Annotated in this window: 14 protein-coding genes; 7 read left to right on the top strand and 7 right to left on the bottom strand. The window is 71.7% G+C overall.

The genetic code is table 11. The annotated features are described in order from the left end of the window. Nucleotides 1-828 (bottom strand): PDZ domain-containing protein (locus VF139_12460; GenBank protein ID HEX6852205.1); only part of this gene is annotated, 828 nt, incomplete at its 3' end. Between the two features lie 194 nt (nt 829-1,022). Continuing rightward, nucleotides 1,023-3,056, bottom strand: coding sequence for a carboxypeptidase-like regulatory domain-containing protein (locus tag VF139_12455; protein HEX6852204.1), 2,034 nt, complete (start codon nt 3,054-3,056; stop codon nt 1,023-1,025). A gap of 162 nt (nt 3,057-3,218) precedes the next feature. Here VF139_12455 and VF139_12450 point away from each other — a divergent pair, with 162 nt between their 5' ends. The 6 genes from VF139_12450 to purD are packed head-to-tail and all read left to right on the top strand — an operon-like array spanning nt 3,219 to nt 9,134. Further along, on the top strand, nt 3,219-4,034 hold the full coding sequence (locus VF139_12450) for a hypothetical protein (protein HEX6852203.1): 816 nt from the start codon (nt 3,219-3,221) through the stop codon (nt 4,032-4,034). A 13-nt stretch (nt 4,035-4,047) separates the two neighbouring features. After that, the gene (gene gatC, locus VF139_12445; GenBank protein ID HEX6852202.1) at nt 4,048-4,356 is read left to right on the top strand and encodes an Asp-tRNA(Asn)/Glu-tRNA(Gln) amidotransferase subunit GatC; all 309 of its coding nucleotides are present in this window, start codon (nt 4,048-4,050) and stop codon (nt 4,354-4,356) included. Next, the gene (gene gatA / locus VF139_12440) at nt 4,353-5,807 is read left to right on the top strand and encodes an Asp-tRNA(Asn)/Glu-tRNA(Gln) amidotransferase subunit GatA (GenBank protein ID HEX6852201.1); all 1,455 of its coding nucleotides are present in this window, start codon (nt 4,353-4,355) and stop codon (nt 5,805-5,807) included. Before gatC ends, gatA begins: the two co-directional genes overlap by 4 nt. Then, complete coding sequence (locus VF139_12435; GenBank protein HEX6852200.1) at nt 5,807-7,513, top strand: N-acetylmuramoyl-L-alanine amidase; 1,707 nt, start codon at nt 5,807-5,809, stop codon at nt 7,511-7,513. Before gatA ends, VF139_12435 begins: the two co-directional genes overlap by 1 nt. 60 nt (nt 7,514-7,573) lie before the next feature. Next, the gene (locus tag VF139_12430; protein ID HEX6852199.1) at nt 7,574-7,858 is read left to right on the top strand and encodes an FmdB family zinc ribbon protein; all 285 of its coding nucleotides are present in this window, start codon (nt 7,574-7,576) and stop codon (nt 7,856-7,858) included. 1 nt (nt 7,859) lies between these two features. Further along, nucleotides 7,860-9,134 (top strand): phosphoribosylamine--glycine ligase, encoded by a 1,275-nt coding sequence (purD, locus tag VF139_12425; GenBank protein HEX6852198.1) that lies wholly within the window; start codon nt 7,860-7,862, stop codon nt 9,132-9,134. Nucleotides 9,135-9,178: 44 nt separating this feature from the next. Here the strand turns inward: purD and VF139_12420 are convergent, their stop codons facing one another. From VF139_12420 to VF139_12405, 4 genes are read right to left on the bottom strand one after another with little or no spacing between them, the layout of a single operon-like run. Continuing rightward, entirely contained in the window at nt 9,179-9,460 is a 282-nt protein-coding gene (locus tag VF139_12420; GenBank protein ID HEX6852197.1) for an HU family DNA-binding protein, read from the bottom strand. Between the two features lie 59 nt (nt 9,461-9,519). Beyond that, on the bottom strand, nt 9,520-10,029 hold the full coding sequence (locus VF139_12415; protein ID HEX6852196.1) for a shikimate kinase: 510 nt from the start codon (nt 10,027-10,029) through the stop codon (nt 9,520-9,522). Beyond that, on the bottom strand, nt 10,029-10,658 hold the full coding sequence (locus tag VF139_12410) for a DUF1684 domain-containing protein (protein ID HEX6852195.1): 630 nt from the start codon (nt 10,656-10,658) through the stop codon (nt 10,029-10,031). The genes VF139_12415 and VF139_12410 overlap by 1 nt, the downstream gene beginning before the upstream one ends. A gap of 2 nt (nt 10,659-10,660) precedes the next feature. Beyond that, nucleotides 10,661-13,534, bottom strand: coding sequence for a DEAD/DEAH box helicase (locus VF139_12405; protein HEX6852194.1), 2,874 nt, complete (start codon nt 13,532-13,534; stop codon nt 10,661-10,663). A gap of 222 nt (nt 13,535-13,756) precedes the next feature. Between VF139_12405 and VF139_12400 the strand changes: the two genes are divergently transcribed. Further along, entirely contained in the window at nt 13,757-16,498 is a 2,742-nt protein-coding gene (locus VF139_12400; protein HEX6852193.1) for an SUMF1/EgtB/PvdO family nonheme iron enzyme, read from the top strand. 94 nt (nt 16,499-16,592) lie between these two features. On the opposite strand, the gene VF139_12395 is transcribed toward VF139_12400, so the two are convergent. After that, nucleotides 16,593-18,061, bottom strand: a 1,469-nt coding sequence (locus VF139_12395; protein ID HEX6852192.1) for a hypothetical protein, incomplete at its 5' end; no start/stop codon positions are given.

Here is an 18,061-nt window from a genome sequence, read left to right as displayed (position 1 = left end):
GGCGTGGGAGCGGCTCAGGACCGCGAAGGCCAGCACGACCGACACCGCGAGGAACAGCAACTGCGACTGGTCGAGCCCGGTCACCGCAAGGGGAGGCTCGGGGAATCGATAGGCTCCGCCGAGCCCCTCGATCCAGAATGCCCCCGCGGTCAGGGCGACCGCCGGAAGGTACGCCGCGACGATCGTCAGCCCGCGCACCGGAACGGTGCGTCGGGACAGCGCGATCGCGAGATGGATCATCAGCGCAGGCGCGAGAGACGCCCCGACGACGTCCACGATGTGGACGACCCAGTCGAACGGGTCGGCGCGACCCGTGGGGCTCGCCACGAGCCAGGCGGCCATCGCGGTCCCCAGGAGACCGTACAGCGTCGCGCCGCGCGTCGCGGGCCAGCGCAGGGCGACGAACGCCCCCGAGGCGAGGAACGCGGCGCCGACGAGCGCGAGGTAGCCGTAGACGTTCGGAACGGAGCGGCGCCGCACCGGGCGGACGTCGAGCCCGAGCGCCCGCCCGTCACGGTCGATCTCGAGGCGTGCCGGCCGGTCCGTGTCGAGGTCCCACGCGAGTGCGCCTGCGTCGAGGTAGCTGCCGACCGCCCGGCCGTCGACGCGGAGGAGCCGGTCCCCGGGAAGCAGACCCGCATCGGCAGCGGGTCCGTACGGCTCCACGGAGAGGGCGACGACCCCGTTGCGCGACTGGACCCATTCCACGCCGAGCGTGGGCTCCCCGTCGCTCGTCCGGCGTCCGAACGCCACGATGGCGATCGCGCCGACCGCGACGAACAGCGTGGCCAGCAGGACCGTCCGCGCGGTGTGGCCTCGGCGCATCATCCGTCCCATTCCCCCAACCCAGATCCTGGAATGGACAGCAAGCGCCGCGCCACGCGCCTTCCGGGGCCGGGTCGGAGGAAACTCTTCTTCGAGTTGGAGTTACGGGGAGTCCGCGCCGCGGGCTCAGACCCGGGCGGTCACCGCTCTCCAACCTTTTGAATCACTCGCGGATTCGTCCGGTGAATTGGATACGGTCAGAAGGAAACGAGAAGGCCGGCGGCCCACCGCGTGTTGAACGCGGCGATGCGCCGCGCGCGCTCGGCCTCCAGCGATTCCGTTCCTCCGCGCACGTCCGGCGCCCAGCGCGCCGAGACGAGCACGCGACACGACGCGCCGATCCTGCTCGAGCGCATCAGGCTCTGGCCGAAGACCAGCTCCCAGTATTCGCTCACGAACGGCGCCTCGACGACGAACGCCGCCCGGGGCAGCTCGGCCGAGCGGCGGTACTCCACGCTCACGTCGGTCCCCGCGGCGGCGGCGCGCACGCCCGCGCGCGCCGACCGGTACTCGATCTCGCGCTCGTCGAGGATCTGGACGGGCAGATCGAGCGAGGCGGACGGCGCGAGAAGCCCGCGGACCTCCCCGTCCACGAGCTCGACGAAAAGGTCGGATCGGCGGGAGGGTCTGGAGACGACGACGGAGGTCCGCCGGTCGGCCGCCCGCGCTCCGCTGACGAACATCGGCGGACGAGCCTCGAACCGGACGTCTCCCGAGAGGGCGGTCGCGTCCTGCACGGGGGTGTATTCGGCGTGCCCGACCACGCGCAGGGCCGCCGGCAACGGAAGCTCGATCTCGAGGTCGTACCCCCAGGGGCGCTCCGGCCGAAGCGCGTCGGGCGGTTCGACCACCTCGAGGCTCTCCCCTCCCGCCCCCGTCTGCCAGGTCATCAGCGTGTGATGCGATGCGGAGACGCGCACGGCGGCGCGCGAACCGACCCACGCGACGCCCCCCCGGGGAACGATGAGGCTCGCCTCCCGCCCCTCCAGCGCCTGCACGAGCGAAAGGCCGTACGCGACGGTGACCGGTCCTCGAACCGCCCACTGGTCCTCGGCGTCGATGCGGACGCTCAACCCCGCGGCCCCCGGGAGGCCGAGGAAGGTGGTGCCCCCCGACGAGCGGACCCACGGCACCGCGAGATCGAGCTGCCGCGCCCGCATGCCGACGCGGATCTGGTGCCGGTCGCCCGCGACGGTCTCATAGGTCCCCTCGGCGCCGACCGAGCGGTTGGTGACGTTCGCGCGGGGCTCCCCCGAGAAGTCGGCGGGGTCGAGGAAGGGCCCCGGGAGGCGCAACGATGCGTCGGCGTAGCCGAACTGCACCGCGACCCGCGTCACCGCGTCGAGCTGGCGGCGGTAGGTGGCGTCGTACCCCCAGGAGGTGTGCCCTTCGCCGACGGGTTCGACGAGCGCGACGGGAGCGGCGTACTGGACGTCCCCGCGCGAGTAGAACGCGGTGACGTCGATCGAGCCGTCGTCGCCGGTGTCGTAGCTGAGATCGACGGCGAGCCCGGTCTCCTTGCGTCGTCCGGGCGACAGGAGGGGCCGGTCGGAGGACTCGATCGAGTCGCGACGGCCGCTGAACGAGAGGCTCCCGCGCTGGCCGAGCGCGCCGGTCAGGCGGACGGAGGTTTGTCCTCCGACCACCCCCGAGGACGAGGCGGCTCCGGCTCCGCCCTCGCGTCCGAGGGACACGAGGTGCTGCACCTGGCCACGAACGTCCGGCCCCGCGGGAGCGCCAGCGGCGGCGAGACCGAGCGAGGGCGAGGGAGCGGCGGGCGGGCGCACGGCGGATGCGGTGGGGATCAGGTCGAGGGGGTCGGTCTCGCGCAGCACGCTGCGCGCGGGCACCCGCAGCATCCACGACGACGTTGGGGCGACGAGCTCGCCGCCCGGCTCCCCCGGACGGGGAACCGGCCGGAGCACGAGGTCGAACGAGGTGCGCAGGTAGGTGTTCACCCGGGTAACCTGGGCGAGGTACCCCTGCTTGATCGCGGCGACGCGGTACAAACCCGGTGGGATCGACGGGATGCGGAAACGCCCCCGGTCGTCGGTCACCGCACTCTTCACGATCGAGCCCGAGCGCCCGTCGGCGAGCACGAGGACCTCCACCCCGGACAGCACCCGTCCGAGCGCGTCCCGTGCGATGCCGTGGAGTTCGGTATCTTGGGCGACGAGAGGGAACGCAGCAGCCGGGACCGCCTCGGAAGCGAGGATCGGCGCGACAAGCATCGCGATCACGACCGCAAGGGTCGGGCGAACCCGCATCGGGCCTTTCCCCCGCGCCGCGCGGACCCCCTCGTCCTCCAGCGGCGCGATTGACGCGGCGAGTCTACGGCCCGTTTCGAACGGGTGTCAACCGACGTGCAGCCGGGTGCGGGCTACAATCGTCACGTGCGTTCCCCCGGTGCGCTGATTATCGGCCTGCTCGCCGCGACCGTCCCCGCCCTCGCCCAGACGTCTCCCCTCGTTCGCGAACCCGCATGGGAGGTGACGGTGGAGTGGGTACGGACCGGCGAAGGCCAGACGGCGAGCCTCGCGCGCCAGACCCTGACCGTCCTCCCCGGAACGGAGGACCGCGTCCGCGGAACGGTCGCCTGGCCCGGCCGAGGCGATCTCGCGATGTCCGCCTCCGGACGTTACGAGCGCGCCGGCGACGAGACGACGCCGGACCGGCTCGCGTTCACGTTCGAGGTCGCCCTGGGGGCGACGCCGGTGACCGCCCGCCGGACGTACCCGATGATCGACGGCGGGTCGGAGATCGTCGAGGTGGCCCGCGAGGGGGAGTTCGCCCTGCTGGCCCTGATCCGCGCCGAACGGACCTGGCGGGCGCGGCTGCGTCCGGTGCCGTCGGGGGTGGTCCCGTTCATCGTGAACCTCGCCGTATCCCGCCTCGACGGCGAGCGCGTCGTCGCGCTCGAGACGAACGTGCTGCATACCTTCGTCGGGGAGCCCGTCGAATATTCGTTCCGTTTCGGCGCCGGGGACGACGAGCAGATCCTGCGCGTCGTCCTGACCCCCCTGCGCATCGACGACGACCTGGCCGACCTCCGGGTGCAGGTCACCGGAAAGCTCCCGGCCTCCCCCGCCCCCGTCGTCCTGAGTCGCGATCAGCGCATGGTCGCCTCGCGGGGCTCGACGTCGAGCCTGGACGTCGTCTCGGGGGATCCGCCGGCGGGGTACCGCTTCTCCGTGACCCCCGATTTCTGATGCGGAGTTCCCCGTGAGCGACACCCCCGCGCCGTCGATCGACGCCCGAGAGGTCCGGCGGATCGCCGACCTCGCGCAGCTCGACGTGAGCGACGACGACGCCCGGGCGCTCGGGGCCGACCTCGCGCGCATCGTCGGGTACGTGCGGCGCCTCGAGTCGCTCGATCTCTCCTTGACCCCTCCCACCAGCCACGCGGTGACCCCGGCTCCCGCCGTTCGCGAGGACGAGCCGCGGGAAGGGCTGTCGGCCGACGCGGCGCTCGAAGGCGCGCCGCGGGTCGAAGCCGGCCACTTCGTCGTTCCACGGGTCCTTCCCACGTGAGCGCGCTCCCGATCCACCGGCGCGGCGCCGGAGCGATCGCGCGCGCGATCGCCGGCGGCGAGTTCTCCGCGGTCGAGGCGCTCCGCGCGTTCCTCGCCCGCATCGACGCCCTCGACGGGGGCCTTCGTTGTTATCTCCGGCTCAACCCCGCCGCCGAGGACGAGGCGGCGGCCGTCGACCGGGGCTTGCGTCGGGGACCTCTCGCCGGGGTGCCGATCGCGATCAAGGACAACCTCTGCACCGCCGGGCTCGAGACCTCCTGCGCGTCGAAGGTGCTCGCCGGCTTCCGGCCGCGACGCGACGCGACGGCCGTCGCCCGGCTGCGCGGCGCGGGAGCGGTCGTTCTCGGCAAGACCAACCTGGACGAGTTCGCGATGGGATCCTCGACGGAGAACTCCGCGCACGGACCGACCCGCAATCCCTGGGACCGGACCCGGGTCCCCGGAGGCTCGAGCGGCGGCTCGGCGGCGGCCGTCGCGGCGGGGCTCGCCCCGGTCGCGCTCGGGAGCGACACCGGCGGCTCGGTCCGCCAGCCCGCCGCCTTCTGCGGCATCACGGGGCTGAAGCCGACGTACGGACGCGTCTCGCGCTCGGGGCTCGTCGCCTTCGGCTCCTCGCTCGACCAGGTCGGCCCGCTCGCCCGGAGCGTCGAGGACGCCGCGAGGATCCTCGAGGTCGTCGCGGGGACGGATCCCGCCGACGCGACGAGCTCGGACGTTCCGGCGGGCGGTTACGTCGAAGCGTGCGCCCGAGGGGCGGCGGGGCTGCGCATCGGCCTCGCGGCCTCCCTGCTGGGGGACGGCGTCGACCCGGGATGCGCGGCGGGAGTCCGTGCCGCCGCGCGGGCACTCGCAAAGGCCGGCGCGAGCGTCGAGGAGGTGGAGCTCCCCCACGCCGCCTGGGCGATCCCCGTCTATTACCTCGTGGCGACCTCGGAGGCGTCGAGCAACCTCGCGCGGTACGACGGCGTCCGCTTCGGGGCGCGCGCGGGGGACGGGGACGACCTGAGGACGATGTTCCGGGCCACGCGCGGCGCGGGGTTCGGCGCGGAGGTGAAGCGCAGGATCCTGCTCGGGACGTTCGCGCTCTCCGCCGGTTACCACGACGCCTACTACGGGAGGGCGATGCGCGCGCGCACCCTTCTCCGCCGCGACTTCGAATCCGCGTTCGCCGCGGGGATCGACGCGATCCTCCTGCCGACGACGCCCACGCCGGCGTTCCCGCTCGGCGAGAAGGTCGACGATCCGCTCGCGATGTACCTCTCCGACGTCTTCACCGCCACGATCAACCTCGCGGGACTCCCGGCGATCTCGGTCCCCGCGGGAGCCTCGCAGGGACTGCCGGTCGGCGCCCAGCTCGTCGCGCGCGCGTTCGACGAGGGGACGCTGTTCCGTGCCGCAGCCGCGATCGAGGCGGCCCTTCCGCCCGCGTTCCCGCCGGATCCCGCCTGATGCGGGCGTGGCTGGCGGCGCTCGCGCTCCTCCTCGCGATCCCGGCCCCGTCGAGCGACGCGCTCGAGCTGAACTCCGAGGCGCGGGTGCGCGTCGTTCGGGGACGCGACGTCGTGCTCGAGGTGCGCGCGCGCGACGGGGACGACTGGAGCGCCCTCGCGCGGCGCTGGACGGGGACCGCCGAGTCCCGCGGCACCCTCGAGCGCCTTTCGTCCGCCGGACCGCTCGTGCCGGACCGCTGGGTCCCGGTGCCGATCGAGCTTCTCGACGATCCGTGGCGCTCGATCGTCCTGTCGCAGCTGTTCCCGAAGGACCGCGTCGAGGGGGACCACTTCGTGCACGTCGCCCGCTCGGGCGCGCTGCCGACCTACGACGAAGGGTTGTGGCAGGTGGCGCTCTGGTTCACCGGATCGGGGGAGAACTACCCTGCGCTCCAGAAGGCCAACGGGCTCGCCTCCCCCGAGCTCGCCGTCGGGCAACGCGTCAGGATCCCCCTCGCCTCGCTTCACCCGTCGCTGCGCCCCGCCACGCGTTCGGACGACGGCACGCTCGAGTACGGCAGGGACGCGCGGGGGGAATTCGCGGTCTACCGGCTCCGGCGCGGAGAGGCGCTCTGGTCGGCGGTCGTGCTGCGCTACACGGGACGCACCGCGCCGGAGGACGTCGAAGCGCTCGCGAAGGAGCTCGCGCAGCGCAGCGGCATCCGCGACCTCACCGACATCCCCGTCGGCTACCCGGTGCGCATCCCCCTCGACCTGATCGAGCCGGAGTTCCTCCCGCGCGGGCATCCGCGGCGGGCGCGCGTGGAGGCCGAGCGCGCGGAGGCGGAGGCGGAGCTGCGCGTCAGCCCTCCGGCGCCGCCCAGGCCCGGCTCCCTCGACGGCGCCGTCGTGATCCTCGACCCCGGCCACGGCGGACGCGACTCCGGGACGCGCAATCACGGGATCGCCGAGCACGACGCGGTCTACGACGTGGCGCTTCGGCTGAAGCGGCGGCTCGAGCGGGAAACCGGCGCGCGCGTCGTGTTGACCCTCGACGACCCCACGAAGGCCGCCCCGTCCAAGTCCGACGCGCTCGAGCGCAACCTCGACGCCTCGGTCGCGACGTCGCCGCGGTTCGTGCCGGGCGAGGACGGGGAGTCTTCCACCGGCGTCCACCTGCGCTGGTACCTCGCGAACGCGATCTACCGCCGCGCCCTCGCGGACGGCACCGACCGGGACCGCGTGGTCTTCGTGTCCCTGCACGCCGACGCGCGCCACCCCGGCCTTCGCGGCGCGATGGTCTACGTCCCCGGCGCCCGGTACCGCGAGGGGCGCCACGGCTCGTCGTCCAAGCGGCTGCTCGCGTACCGGGAGGTCCGCGAACAGCCCACGATCACCTTCACCCGGAAGGAGCGCCTGCGCTCGGAAGCGGTGTCGCGCCGCCTGGCGGACCGCATCGTCGCGTCGTTCCGGGAGGAGCGCCTCCCGGTTCAGGCGTTCCAGCCGGTCCGGGAGCGCGTCATCCGCGGCCGGCGGGACTGGCTCCCCGCCGTGCTGCGCGGGAACGCGGTCCCCTCGAAGGTGCTGATCGAGATGGTGAACCTGACCAACCCCGACGACGCGGCGCTGATCGGCAAGGCCGCGAACCGCGAGCGGCTCGCCGTCGCGCTCGCGGACGCCCTCGAGACCCACCTCCGAGCCTCCGGAAAGCGCGCGACGCCTTGACACACCGGGGGGTGCATCCTACTTTCCCGGCCGGTTTCCGCCGCCGGGAGGTCCCGAGCCATGCCGATCTACGAGTATCGCTGCACGAAGTGCGGTCGCACCTTCGAGACCATCCAGAAGATGAGCGACGCCCCTCTCGAGACCTGCGAGGCGTGCTCCGGCCCCCTCGAGAAGCTCTTCTCGCGCACCTCGTTCCAGCTCGCCGGCGGCGGCTGGTACTCGAGCGGCTACTCCAAGGCGGGGGGCTCGGGCGACTCCTCCTCCCCCGAGACGAAGCCGTCGTCGGAGGCGCCGTCGAAGCCGAAGGCGCCCGGCGCGTGCGGCGCGGGCTGCGGCTGCCACTAGGATGAAGGTCCTTCTCGTCGGCGGCGGCGGACGGGAGGACGCCCTGGCGTGGGCCCTGGCGCGCTCCCCGGAGATCCGGACCCTGCGCTGCGCCCCCGGAAACGCCGGGATCGCCCGATACGCCGAGCGGGTTCCGATCGCCGCGGAGGACGTCGCGTCGCTCGTCGCGCACGCCGTCGCCGAACGTTACGACCTCGTCGTCGTCGGCCCTGAGGTCCCGCTGGTGCTCGGCCTCGCCGACCGCCTGGGCGACGCGGGCCTCGCCGTGTTCGGCCCCTCGGCGGCCTCCGCGCGCCTGGAGGGGAGCAAGGTCTACGCGAAGGAGTTCATGGCCCGGCACGCGATTCCCACCGCGGGATTCCGCGTCTTCGACGACGCCGGGGAGTGCACGCGCTACCTGCTCAGCGACGAGGCGGCGTACCCCCTGGTCGTGAAGGCGGACGGCCTGGCGGCGGGAAAGGGCGTCGTGATCGCACCCGACCCCGAGACCGCCCTGGAGAGCGCGGAAGGCATGCTCTCCGGCCGCGACTTCGGCGACGCGGGACGTCGGGTCGTGATCGAGGAGCTGCTGCGCGGGCGCGAGGCGTCGTTTTTCTGTCTTTGCGACGGCGTGCGGTTCCTCGAGCTCGCCCCCTGCCAGGACTACAAGCGCGCCGGGGACGCCGACACCGGGCCGAACACCGGCGGCATGGGAACGTACTCCCCGTCCGCGCACCTCGGGGACGACTCCCGCGCCTTCCTGCGCGATCGCGTCGTCGCGCCGTTGCTCGCGGGCATGGCGGCGGAAGGGCACCCCTACCGCGGCGTCCTCTTCGTCGGCGTCATGCTCACCCCCGACGGGCCCCGGGTTCTGGAGTTCAACGCGCGATTCGGGGACCCGGAGACGCAGGTGCTGATCCCCCGACTCGACGGCGACTGGCTGCCGCTCCTCCGGGCGGCGGCCGCGGGGGATCTCCGCGGCGTCGAGGCCAGGTTCCGGCGCGACGCGGCGGTGTGCGTCGTGATGACCGCCGAGGGATACCCGGGAAAATACGCGAAGGGAACGCCGATCTCCGGCCTCGACGCCGCGGAGGCGATCGAGGGCGTCGTGGTTTTTCACGCCGGGACCGAACACGACGCCGCGGGACGGGTCGTCACGAGCGGAGGCCGCGTGCTCGGCGTGACGGCGATCGGGGCGGACGTCGCGCGGGCGCGGGCCCGCGCCTACGACGCGGTCGCCTGCATTCGCTGGGAGGGGGAGCGCCACCGCGCGGACATCGCGGCCGACGCGGTGTGAGGCGGCGGGCGTGAGAACCGCCCGCCGCGCTCGGGTCGACGCCTCTACTTCGTCTTCTTGACGAGGTCCTTGAGGGCCTTCGCCACGGTGAAGCGGACCACGGTCTTGGCGGCGATCTTGATCGCCTCGCCGGTGGCGGGGTTTCTCCCCATGCGCGCCTTGCGCTTCACGACCTTGAACTTGCCGAGGCCCTTGAGCGGCACTTCGCCGCCCTTCTTGACCTGCTTCTCGACGAGCGCCGTGAGCGCCTCGAGAAAGGCCCGCGACGCCTTCCGGTCGCTGCCCGTCGCGTCCGCGAGGGCCTGGATCAATTCGGTCTTCGTCATCTAAAGTCCTCCTTGGGATCGGGACGACGCGCGCGTTGTACCGTTTTCCCGAAGGAAAATCAACAATTCAACACGAGGCGCACGCGCGAGGCGACCTCTTCCGCCGAGCCGCGCGACGCGTCCACGCGAAGATCGGCGAGGGCGTACGCCGCGCGGCGCCGCTCGAAGAACGCCCGGAACGCGATCGGATCCTGCGTGCGCCACAGCGGCCGCGAGGCGCAATCGCCCGCGCGCGAGCGCGCGACCTCGAGCGGAACGTCGAGCCAAACGCTCGTCCCCGCGCGGCGCACGAACGCGCGCTGCGCGGTTCCGAGGAACAGTCCGCCGCCGGTGGCGATCACCGCGTTCGACGCGCCGTCGAGCGAGCGGAGCGCGTCCCACTCCATCTCGCGGAAGCGCCCTTCCCCCTCGTCGCGGAAGATCGCCTCGATCGGTTTCCCCGCCGCGGCCTCCACCAGGGCGTCGGTGTCCTCGAAGCGCGCGCGAAGAAGCGTCGCGAGCGCGCGGCCGACGCTCGACTTCCCCGAGCCCATGAAGCCGACGAGGAACACGACGTCGCGTTCCCCCATCAGTGCCCCGCCCAGCCGCGCTCCCCCGCCTCGACGCGGAAGGGGAGCTTGTTCTCCTTCGGCGTCGCGGGGCAGCGGTAACGCTCCGGCATCCCGTACGCGCAAAGCGGGCTGTACGCGCGGTTGAAGTCGACGACGTACGGTCCGCCGTCCGGGCCGTCGAGCTCGACGTAGCGCCCGGCCCCGTAGGTCTCCCTGCCGGTCGTTGCGTCCATGAACGGCAGGAACAGGCCCGCGCCCCCCTCGACGCGCTCCTGGTCGAGCAGGCGGTAGACGGTCAGCGCCCCGTCGCCCCCCGGAAGGCGGAAGGAGATGCGCCCGACCTTCTCGCACGGGCGCTCCACACCTCCGGTCGTGACGATCGTCGCGGGCTCCGGAGGGTCGATCGGGGTCATGAACCCCGCGAGGTAGTAGCGGGGATCCGCCTCCCAGTACTCGAGCCCGCGGAACGTCGCGCGGGATGCCGGGGCGAGCGGCGAGTCGGGATCGTGCCGGAACGACGCGTCCTTCGCCGCGCGGTAGGCCGCGAGATCGGACGCCCACGACGTGGGCGGGGTGGACGGCGCCATCGTCGGCCGCGCGCACGCGGAGGCGAGGAGGAGGATCGGGACCATGATCGAACGACGCATGGTCAGAACGATACCGGAACGCGGAGCGATCGCCCCGCCTTGTCTCGGTAGAGGAGGTATCCCCGCTCCCTCCCGAGCGACCAGAGCTTCCACGTCACCTCGACGTCCTTGCGACAGTACCGCTCGATGAGGTCGATACGCCCCTCCTTCCACCACTGCAGACTCTGGAGCCCGTCCCCGCCCTTCGACTCCCCGAGGTTGGCCTCGCTCAGGTGCCCGAGCGAGAGCCGGAAACCCAGGCTCGCGTGCACCACCTTGAGCAGATCGAGGGTCTTGATCTTCCCGAGGTCGCGGTCGGTGTACCCGGAAAGCACCGCGAGGTCGAAGCGGTCGATGTTGAACCCGACGACCCGGTCGGCGAAGGCGAGGTCGACGAGCAGGCGGTCGACGTCGGCTTCGAAGTAGGTGCGGTACACCTGCCGCCCGACGTCGTACACGACCGCCAGCGCGAGCCCCATCGCGCTCGCCTTGTCCCAGCCGCCGACCTCGGCGGCGCTGCGCTGGGTCTCGAGGTCGAACACGAGGACCTGCCCTTGCGGGACCGGCTCCCCGCGACGGTCGACGCGGGTGATCCCGTGTTTGCGCGTCGGGGGCGGCGGAACCGGGAGCTCGACGACGGGCGCGTCGGCGGGAATCGTGCGCTCCCCCAGGAAGGTCTCGAGGACCTGCAGCGCCGCGGCCTTGTCGAGCGGTTTGTTCCCGTTCCCGCACTTGGGGGACTGGATGCAACCGGGGCATCCGGTCTCGCAGGGGCACGCCGAGACGAGCTCGCGCGTCGCCTCGTGGAGCCGCGCCAGCTCCCGGAAGGCGCGCTCGGCGAGACCCGCTCCCCCGGAGACGCCGTCGTAGATGAAGATCGCCGGCGTCCCGAGCTGGGGGTGCATCGGGTACGAGATCCCGCCGATGTCGCCGCGGTCGGCGATCGCGAGCAGCGGGAACAACCCGATCATCGCGTGCTCGGCGGCGTGGATCCCGCCCATGAAGTGCAGCCCCTCGGCGGTCATGAGCCCGGGCATCGCCGCGGGGAGCTGCATCCAGAGGCCGGTCGTCTCGAAGACGAGGGGCGGCGCCTCCACCGGATGCGTCGAGATCGGCTCGCCGTCGAACAGGCGCTTTTTCTGGTACTCGCGGATCTTCACCGTGACCTTGAGACGGCCGAACCCGGTCGGGTGCCCGCTCGCCTCCCCCGTCTCGAGGCGCTCGAGGATCTCGGTCTCCTTCTCCCCGAGCACGACCGTGTAGTAGTCGGCCCGCGCGGGCGCCGCCTCGACCCGTTTCGCGTCGGCGTCGAGGGAACGGATCAGGAACGACTGCCCGCCGTGGAGGTAGATCGCCCCGGGATGGCACTCGTGGTAGACGCGCATCCCGTCGATCGAGCCGAGGATCCGGTCGTGCTCCACGTCGACGATCGTGAACGGCGCGCCGGCGCTGCGGATGTTCATGTCGCGTTGCGGCCGGCGCCGGAACGAGACCCAGCGCTCCCCCGACGCGTCGAGCGCCAGGCGCCCCTCGCGCTCGAGCCCCTCGGCGATCGCGATCGCGCGGTCGGGGAGCTCGTCGCGCCGGAGCGGCTCCTCGGCGGCGGCGCAGACCAGGTGCGCCCCGGCGATCGCGGGGTTCCAGGGATCGAGGATCGCCCGCTCGAACGCCTCGCCGAAGAAGAGGTCGGGGTGCGCGACGAGGTACTGGTCGAGTGCGTCGGGGAGCGCGATGAGGACGACGAGCGCCTCGCGGTCCTGACGCCCCACCCGCCCCATGCGTTGCCACGTCGAGGTCATCGAGCCCGGGTAGCCGACGAGCACGCACACGTCGAGGGAGCCGACGTCGATCCCGAGCTCGAGGGCGCTCGTGGAGAAAACCGCCAGCAGCTCCCCGCGGAACAGCCGCTTCTCGAGGGCGCGCCGCTCCTCCGGGAGGTACCCCGCGCGATAGGGGGCGACCCTGCGCTTGAGCTCGGGGGCCTCCTGCACGAGCCAGGTGTACAGCAGCTCGGCGATCCGCCGCGCCTTGGTGAAGGCGATCGTGCGAAGCTCGCGGCGCGCCGACTCGGTCACCACGCGCACCGCCGCGGTGTACGGGGAGATCGACCCCGGGTTCACGATGGCGACGTGCCGCCCCGCGCGCGGCGCGCCGGAATCCGAGATCACCTCGAACGGCTCGCCGACGAGGGTCTCCGCGAACTCCGCGGGGTTCCCGACGGTGGCCGAAGCGGCGATGAAGCGGGGCGAGGCGCCGTACATCGCCGCGAGGCGCTTCAATCTCGACAGGATGTGGTGGACGTGCGCGCCGAAGACGCCGCGATAGACGTGCAGCTCGTCGATCACGACCCACTTCAGCCCGGAGAGAAACCCCGCCCAGTCGGCGTGGTGGGCGAGGATCCCGAGGTGGAGCATGTCCGGGTTCGTGACCAGCGTCTCGGGAGGGTCGGCCTTGATCTTCCGCCGCATCGAGTCGGGGGTATCGCCGTCGTAGATCTCGAATCGCGGCGGCCTTATCCCCGGAAGCCCTCCCGACAGCGCGCGCAGGCCGGCGACCTGGTCCTGCGCGAGCGCCTTCGTCGGGTAGAGGAACAACGCCCGCCCGCCGTCGTCCTCGAGGAACGACTCGAGGACCGGGAGCGCGAAGACGAGGGTCTTCCCCGAGGCCGTCGGCGTCACCGCGAGGACGTTCCTCCCCGCGCGCGCCGCGTCGATCGCCTGCGCCTGGTGGGAGTAGAGGCGCGTCACCCCCTGGTCGGCGAGCGCCTCCGCGAGCGCGGGATGGAGCGGACGCGCGGGCGCGCCGAACCGCGCGGGACGGGCCGGCAGGTGGCGGTAGTGCGCCACGCGCGAGCCGATCGCCTTGTGCTCGAGGAGATCCCGGATGAACGCCTGCATGGGCAGGCGGGAATTATCGCACGCGGGTTTCTTCGGCCGCCGGACGCGCGCAGCTTGAATCGCCCGTGCACCGGGAGGAGAATCCGCACGGTGACCAGGTCTTGGGGCGGGAATTGGGGGCTTACATCACACCCGATCCCGGACCCGAGACGCGGGGATGCAGGCGGGCAAGCCTTTCGGAGGCCGACGATATCGCGGCCAGGAATGCGGGCGAAGGGACCTATGGAATCGCTGACGCGCTCCATGTGGATCGTCGCGTTGTTGCTGGTCGGCGCGGCCGGCGCGGCCGAGCCGCCCCGGCAAGACGTTTGGCGACGCGTCGACACGCCCAACTTCTCGCTCTTCGGCAACGTCAGCCCGGAACAGCTCGTCGAAACGGGAATCCAGATCGAGACCCTTCGGGAAGTGCTCCGTGGGACCACGGGAGGATTGTCGACCGTACCGACGACGATCTACGTCTTTCGCGGTGTCGAGCCTCGCGCCAGTTACGGGACGGTACTGAAGCGAGATCGCGCGGGGCTCAACGGCAATGTCGACGGGCCCACGCATGCCGTGAATGTCGCCAAGGATGCAACGGGCAAGACGACGCTCGGTGCCGTCATCCGTCATGACTACGTCCACACCGTGCTGGACGACAACATCCCCGACGCGCCGCTCTGTATCGACGAGGGCCTCGCTCTGTTTTACGACACCGTTTTCGCTCCTCCCGGTCAGGCAACCGCCGCGGTTGGAACGCCGCCTCGCGAGCGACTCGCCGAATTGAAACGAGCGACCCTGCTTCCGGTGGATCGCTTGCTCGCCGCGAACTTTCAGTCGCCGGAGTACGACGGGGATCGGGCTCGGGAGAGCTTCCATGCGCAGTGCTGGCTCCTCGCCCACTGGCTGATCGTTCCCGACGAGGAGCGGCGCGGACGCTTCGTGGATTTCGTCGGCCGGCTTCGGCGCGGCGAGCCTCCGCTCGAGGCATTCCGAACAGCCACGGCGATGGCGCCCGAGACCCTCGACCAGGAGCTCGGCATCTACGCCCGTTCCGAGTCCTTCGCCAGCTTACTGATCGAACTCGACACCGCGACCATCGAACGCGTCAACACGGCCACGCCGATCTCGAAAGCGGAGACCCTTTACCGGCAGGGCGACCTCCTGTCTCAGAGCGAGATCCTACCGAGCGAATCGACCAAGCAGCTTCTGCGCGCCGCGCTGAAGCTCGAGCCCGATCGGTTGGACATTCAACTCGACTTGGCCCGTCTCAACGAGAGCGCCGACGGATGGCCCACCGCGGCCTCCTTGTACGAAGCGGCGCTCGAGGATGGTGGCAACGCAGCGCGTATCCGATATGGCCGCATGCTGCTCGAGCGTGCCTCCATTTCCACCCGCGACATGAACAAGATTCCGAAGGACGTTGCGCGCGCTCGCGAGCTGTTCCGTGAGGTGCTCGCCACGGACCCCGACAATCTCGCTGCGCTTGCGGAGTTCGCTCGCACCTTCAAGTACGGCGAGAGCGATCGCGCCGAGGCGATCGCCGCGCTCAACCGCGCGCGATCGTTGATGCCCTCGAAGATCGATTTCCTGGCCGATCTCGTCGGACACCTCGCGACGACCGGCCGGCTCGACGAGGCGGCGGCCCTGTATGCCGATCTGCAGGCGCGGACCACGGACTTCGACCCGCGCAATACTGCGGAGTGGGGGATCTACGCCGGAGTGACTCGATACTCCGAGGCGCTTCGCGAATCCGGCGACGAAGCCGGAGCGCTGGCATCCCTCCGCAAGGCGTTCGAGATGCTGCACATTCCCTGGCTGAGCTCCATGACCGCGCAGCGACTCGCGAATTACGATGCTCTCGCTTCGGAGCGGCCGCACTTGGCTCGCTACAAGCAGGCCTATGACGCCCTGGAACGCAAAGATACGCATGAGGCACTCGCGCTCTACGAGCGCGTTGCCTCCGAGAGTGAGGACGCCGCGATCCAGAAAGCGGCCCGCGAGATGGCGCGCGATATCCGTCCCGCCGTCGTTCATGACCGGGTCGCAGCGGGTCGACGAAAAGCGCTGGATCTCGCCGCGGCCGGCGACGCCGCCGGCGCGGCTCGGACTCTCGAAGCGCTGGTCGCCGACAACCCCGATCTGGTGGAGGCGGACCGAGCTCGGATTGCGGCCGATCTCGCCGGCCTGCGCGAGGAATCACCCGCCGCACCCGCGGCAACGCCGGTCGCCAGGCTGAAGCGCGACGGCAACAAGATCCTCCGAACGGCAGACGAGATGGAGCTGGTCACGATCCCGGCGGGATCGTTCAAGATGGGGAGCGAGCGCCGAGAGGACGATGGACAGCCGATCCACCGCGTGCACATCAGTCGCGCATTTCTGATGGACCGGCACGAGGTCACGATAGCCCAGTACGGTCGTGTCATGGCGGGAGTGCCGGAAGGCCAGACCGGCGGGCCCGACACGCCCGTCGTCCACGTGCGTTGGAGCGACGCGCAGGAATACTGCGGCAGAGTCGGCGGCCGGCTGCCCACCGAAGCGGAATGGGAATACGCCGCACGCGGGGGACTCGCGGGGAAGACGTATTCGTGGGGTGACGAGGAGGTCTGCGCCGGAGGAACCTGCCGGGCCAACGTCTGCGATCGCAACTGCGGGCATCTCTACGGCAAGAAGTGGTCGTGGGACGACGGGTTTGGAGAGACCGCTCCGGTCTGCCGCTTCGGAGCGAACGGTTATGGATTGTGCGATACCACGGGGAACGTCAGTGAGTGGGTGGCGGACTGGTACGAAGGCTATTCACGCGGTGAGGCGACCGATCCGAGTGGACCGGCCACGGGCCAGGACCGCGTGACGCGCGGGGGGTCCTGGGTGAACCTCGGGACCTGGCTCAGCGTCGCGAACCGCTACCCACGTCTCCCCGGCGAGCGTTTCGGTAGCCTCGGGTTTCGATGCGCCGTGGACATCACGCCTCCCGAAGCGCCGCAGTAGGCGTCCGCCGCGCCACGCGCGAGCCGATCGCCGTGTGCTCGAGGAGATCCCGGATGAAGGCCTGCATGGGCAGGCGCGGATCATCGCACGCGGGTCACCGGGGCACGCACGCGCTCCCGGGCGGCGGCGTCTTGCACGCCGCTTGACGCGCCGCGGAGAGCGATGCGCTCGCCGACGCCGCGTTCCCGGAGGCGTCGACCGCGGTGGCGGAGACGACGAGGTCCCGCCCGCCGTAGGCGACCGCGCGCCCCGATTCGAATCTCCACGCGACCCCCCGCGACTCCCCGCCCGACTCCAGGCGCGTCGTCGCATCGGCGGCGAATCCGCCGGCGCGCAGCGCGGCGTCCCACGCGCCGCGGAGCGACGCTTCGTCGGGACCGAGCAGCACGACGCGCGCACCCCGCCTGGAGAGCCGGATCTCCACCGCGGAGGACACCGCGCGTTCCCAGGAGACCTCCATCGCCTCGGCGCCTTCCGGGAGCCGCACCACCATCGTCGCGCGGGGTGCGGCGTCACAGGCGTCGACGACGGAGGTCGACGGATGGAAGGCGCGGTCCCAGAGCGCGCCGTCGAGCGCCGGCCCGATGCGTAACTGGACCTCGGGGGCGGTGTGGTCGCCGACCGCCACGACGAACGATGTCGAGGACGACGCCCCGAGCGCGTCCCGCACCTCGACGGCCACGTCGTGATCCCCGACCGGAAGAACCGCGGCGACCGTCGCGTCGGACGACACCCTCTCGCCGTCCACGCTCCAGGCGAAGGCGACGACGTCGTCCCGCGTGCCGGGGGCCGAGTCGGGGTCCCAGGAGGCCGAGGCATCGAATCGCGCGAGAGCGCCGCCGCCGTCGACGCACTCGAGCGTGCGATCGCCCTCCGCAACGACGACCGGCGGGCGATTGAGGGCGGGGTCCCGCCAGACGGAAAAGCCGACCCGGCCGTCGATCCAGCGCGAGGTCGTCACGAAACCGCGGCGCAGCGGCATCGGCGCCCCGTGGATTCCCGTCGCGGGTGCCACGGCCGTGTCCCCGTCCGGATCCGCGGTCACGACGCGGCTCCGTCTCGTCGCGGGATCCCAGCGGACCTCGTACCAGCCGCCGCCCTCGCGTGCCGCGAACGAGGGAGCCGATTCCTCGTGATCGAGGACGCGCACGACCTCGGGAGGAGAAGCGGTCAGGTCGACGACGACGTCGCTCCACTCGTGCCGCGTCCACGTCCAGTACACGGCGCGCCAGCGGCCGTCCGCGACCCACTGCGTGCCGAGGCCGTGATAGAAGTATTTCGCGATCCCTTGCGACGGACCGTTCACCGACACCCCGGTGCCCGCGTCGTGGACCTCCGTTTCGAACGTGAAGCCGGACCACGGTCCGCTCACGAGCAGGCGGCTCCCCGTCGGATCGAACGCCGCGTCGGAGACACCCGCCGTGCGTTTCCACAGGAGCCGCGGCGCGCTCGGGTCCCCGATCTCCCACACTTCCACGGGGCTGTCCCCGAAGTCCGCCGGCATCACGATCGCCACGCGGTCCGCTTGCGGTGAGAACGCCAGGCGTAGACGCCACGCTCCGC

It is taken from the genome of Candidatus Polarisedimenticolaceae bacterium, from assembly GCA_036376135.1.
In the GTDB taxonomy this organism is placed as follows: domain Bacteria; phylum Acidobacteriota; class Polarisedimenticolia; order Polarisedimenticolales; family DASRJG01; genus DASVAW01.
This window is presented reverse-complemented; position numbering and strand designations above follow the sequence as displayed.

What these genes read in the sequence shown, in the direction of transcription:
- purD (HEX6852198.1), top strand. Translation starts at nt 7,860, where the DNA reads ATGAAGGTCCTTCTCGTCGGCGGCGGCGGACGGGAGGACGCCCTGGCG.
- VF139_12420 (HEX6852197.1), bottom strand. Translation starts at nt 9,460, where the DNA reads ATGACGAAGACCGAATTGATCCAGGCCCTCGCGGACGCGACGGGCAGC.
- VF139_12415 (HEX6852196.1), bottom strand. Translation starts at nt 10,029, where the DNA reads ATGGGGGAACGCGACGTCGTGTTCCTCGTCGGCTTCATGGGCTCGGGG.
- VF139_12435 (HEX6852200.1), top strand. Translation starts at nt 5,807, where the DNA reads ATGCGGGCGTGGCTGGCGGCGCTCGCGCTCCTCCTCGCGATCCCGGCC.
- VF139_12430 (HEX6852199.1), top strand. Translation starts at nt 7,574, where the DNA reads ATGCCGATCTACGAGTATCGCTGCACGAAGTGCGGTCGCACCTTCGAG.
- VF139_12410 (HEX6852195.1), bottom strand. Translation starts at nt 10,658, where the DNA reads ATGCGTCGTTCGATCATGGTCCCGATCCTCCTCCTCGCCTCCGCGTGC.
- VF139_12400 (HEX6852193.1), top strand. Translation starts at nt 13,757, where the DNA reads ATGGAATCGCTGACGCGCTCCATGTGGATCGTCGCGTTGTTGCTGGTC.
- VF139_12405 (HEX6852194.1), bottom strand. Translation starts at nt 13,534, where the DNA reads ATGCAGGCGTTCATCCGGGATCTCCTCGAGCACAAGGCGATCGGCTCG.
- VF139_12455 (HEX6852204.1), bottom strand. Translation starts at nt 3,056, where the DNA reads ATGCTTGTCGCGCCGATCCTCGCTTCCGAGGCGGTCCCGGCTGCTGCG.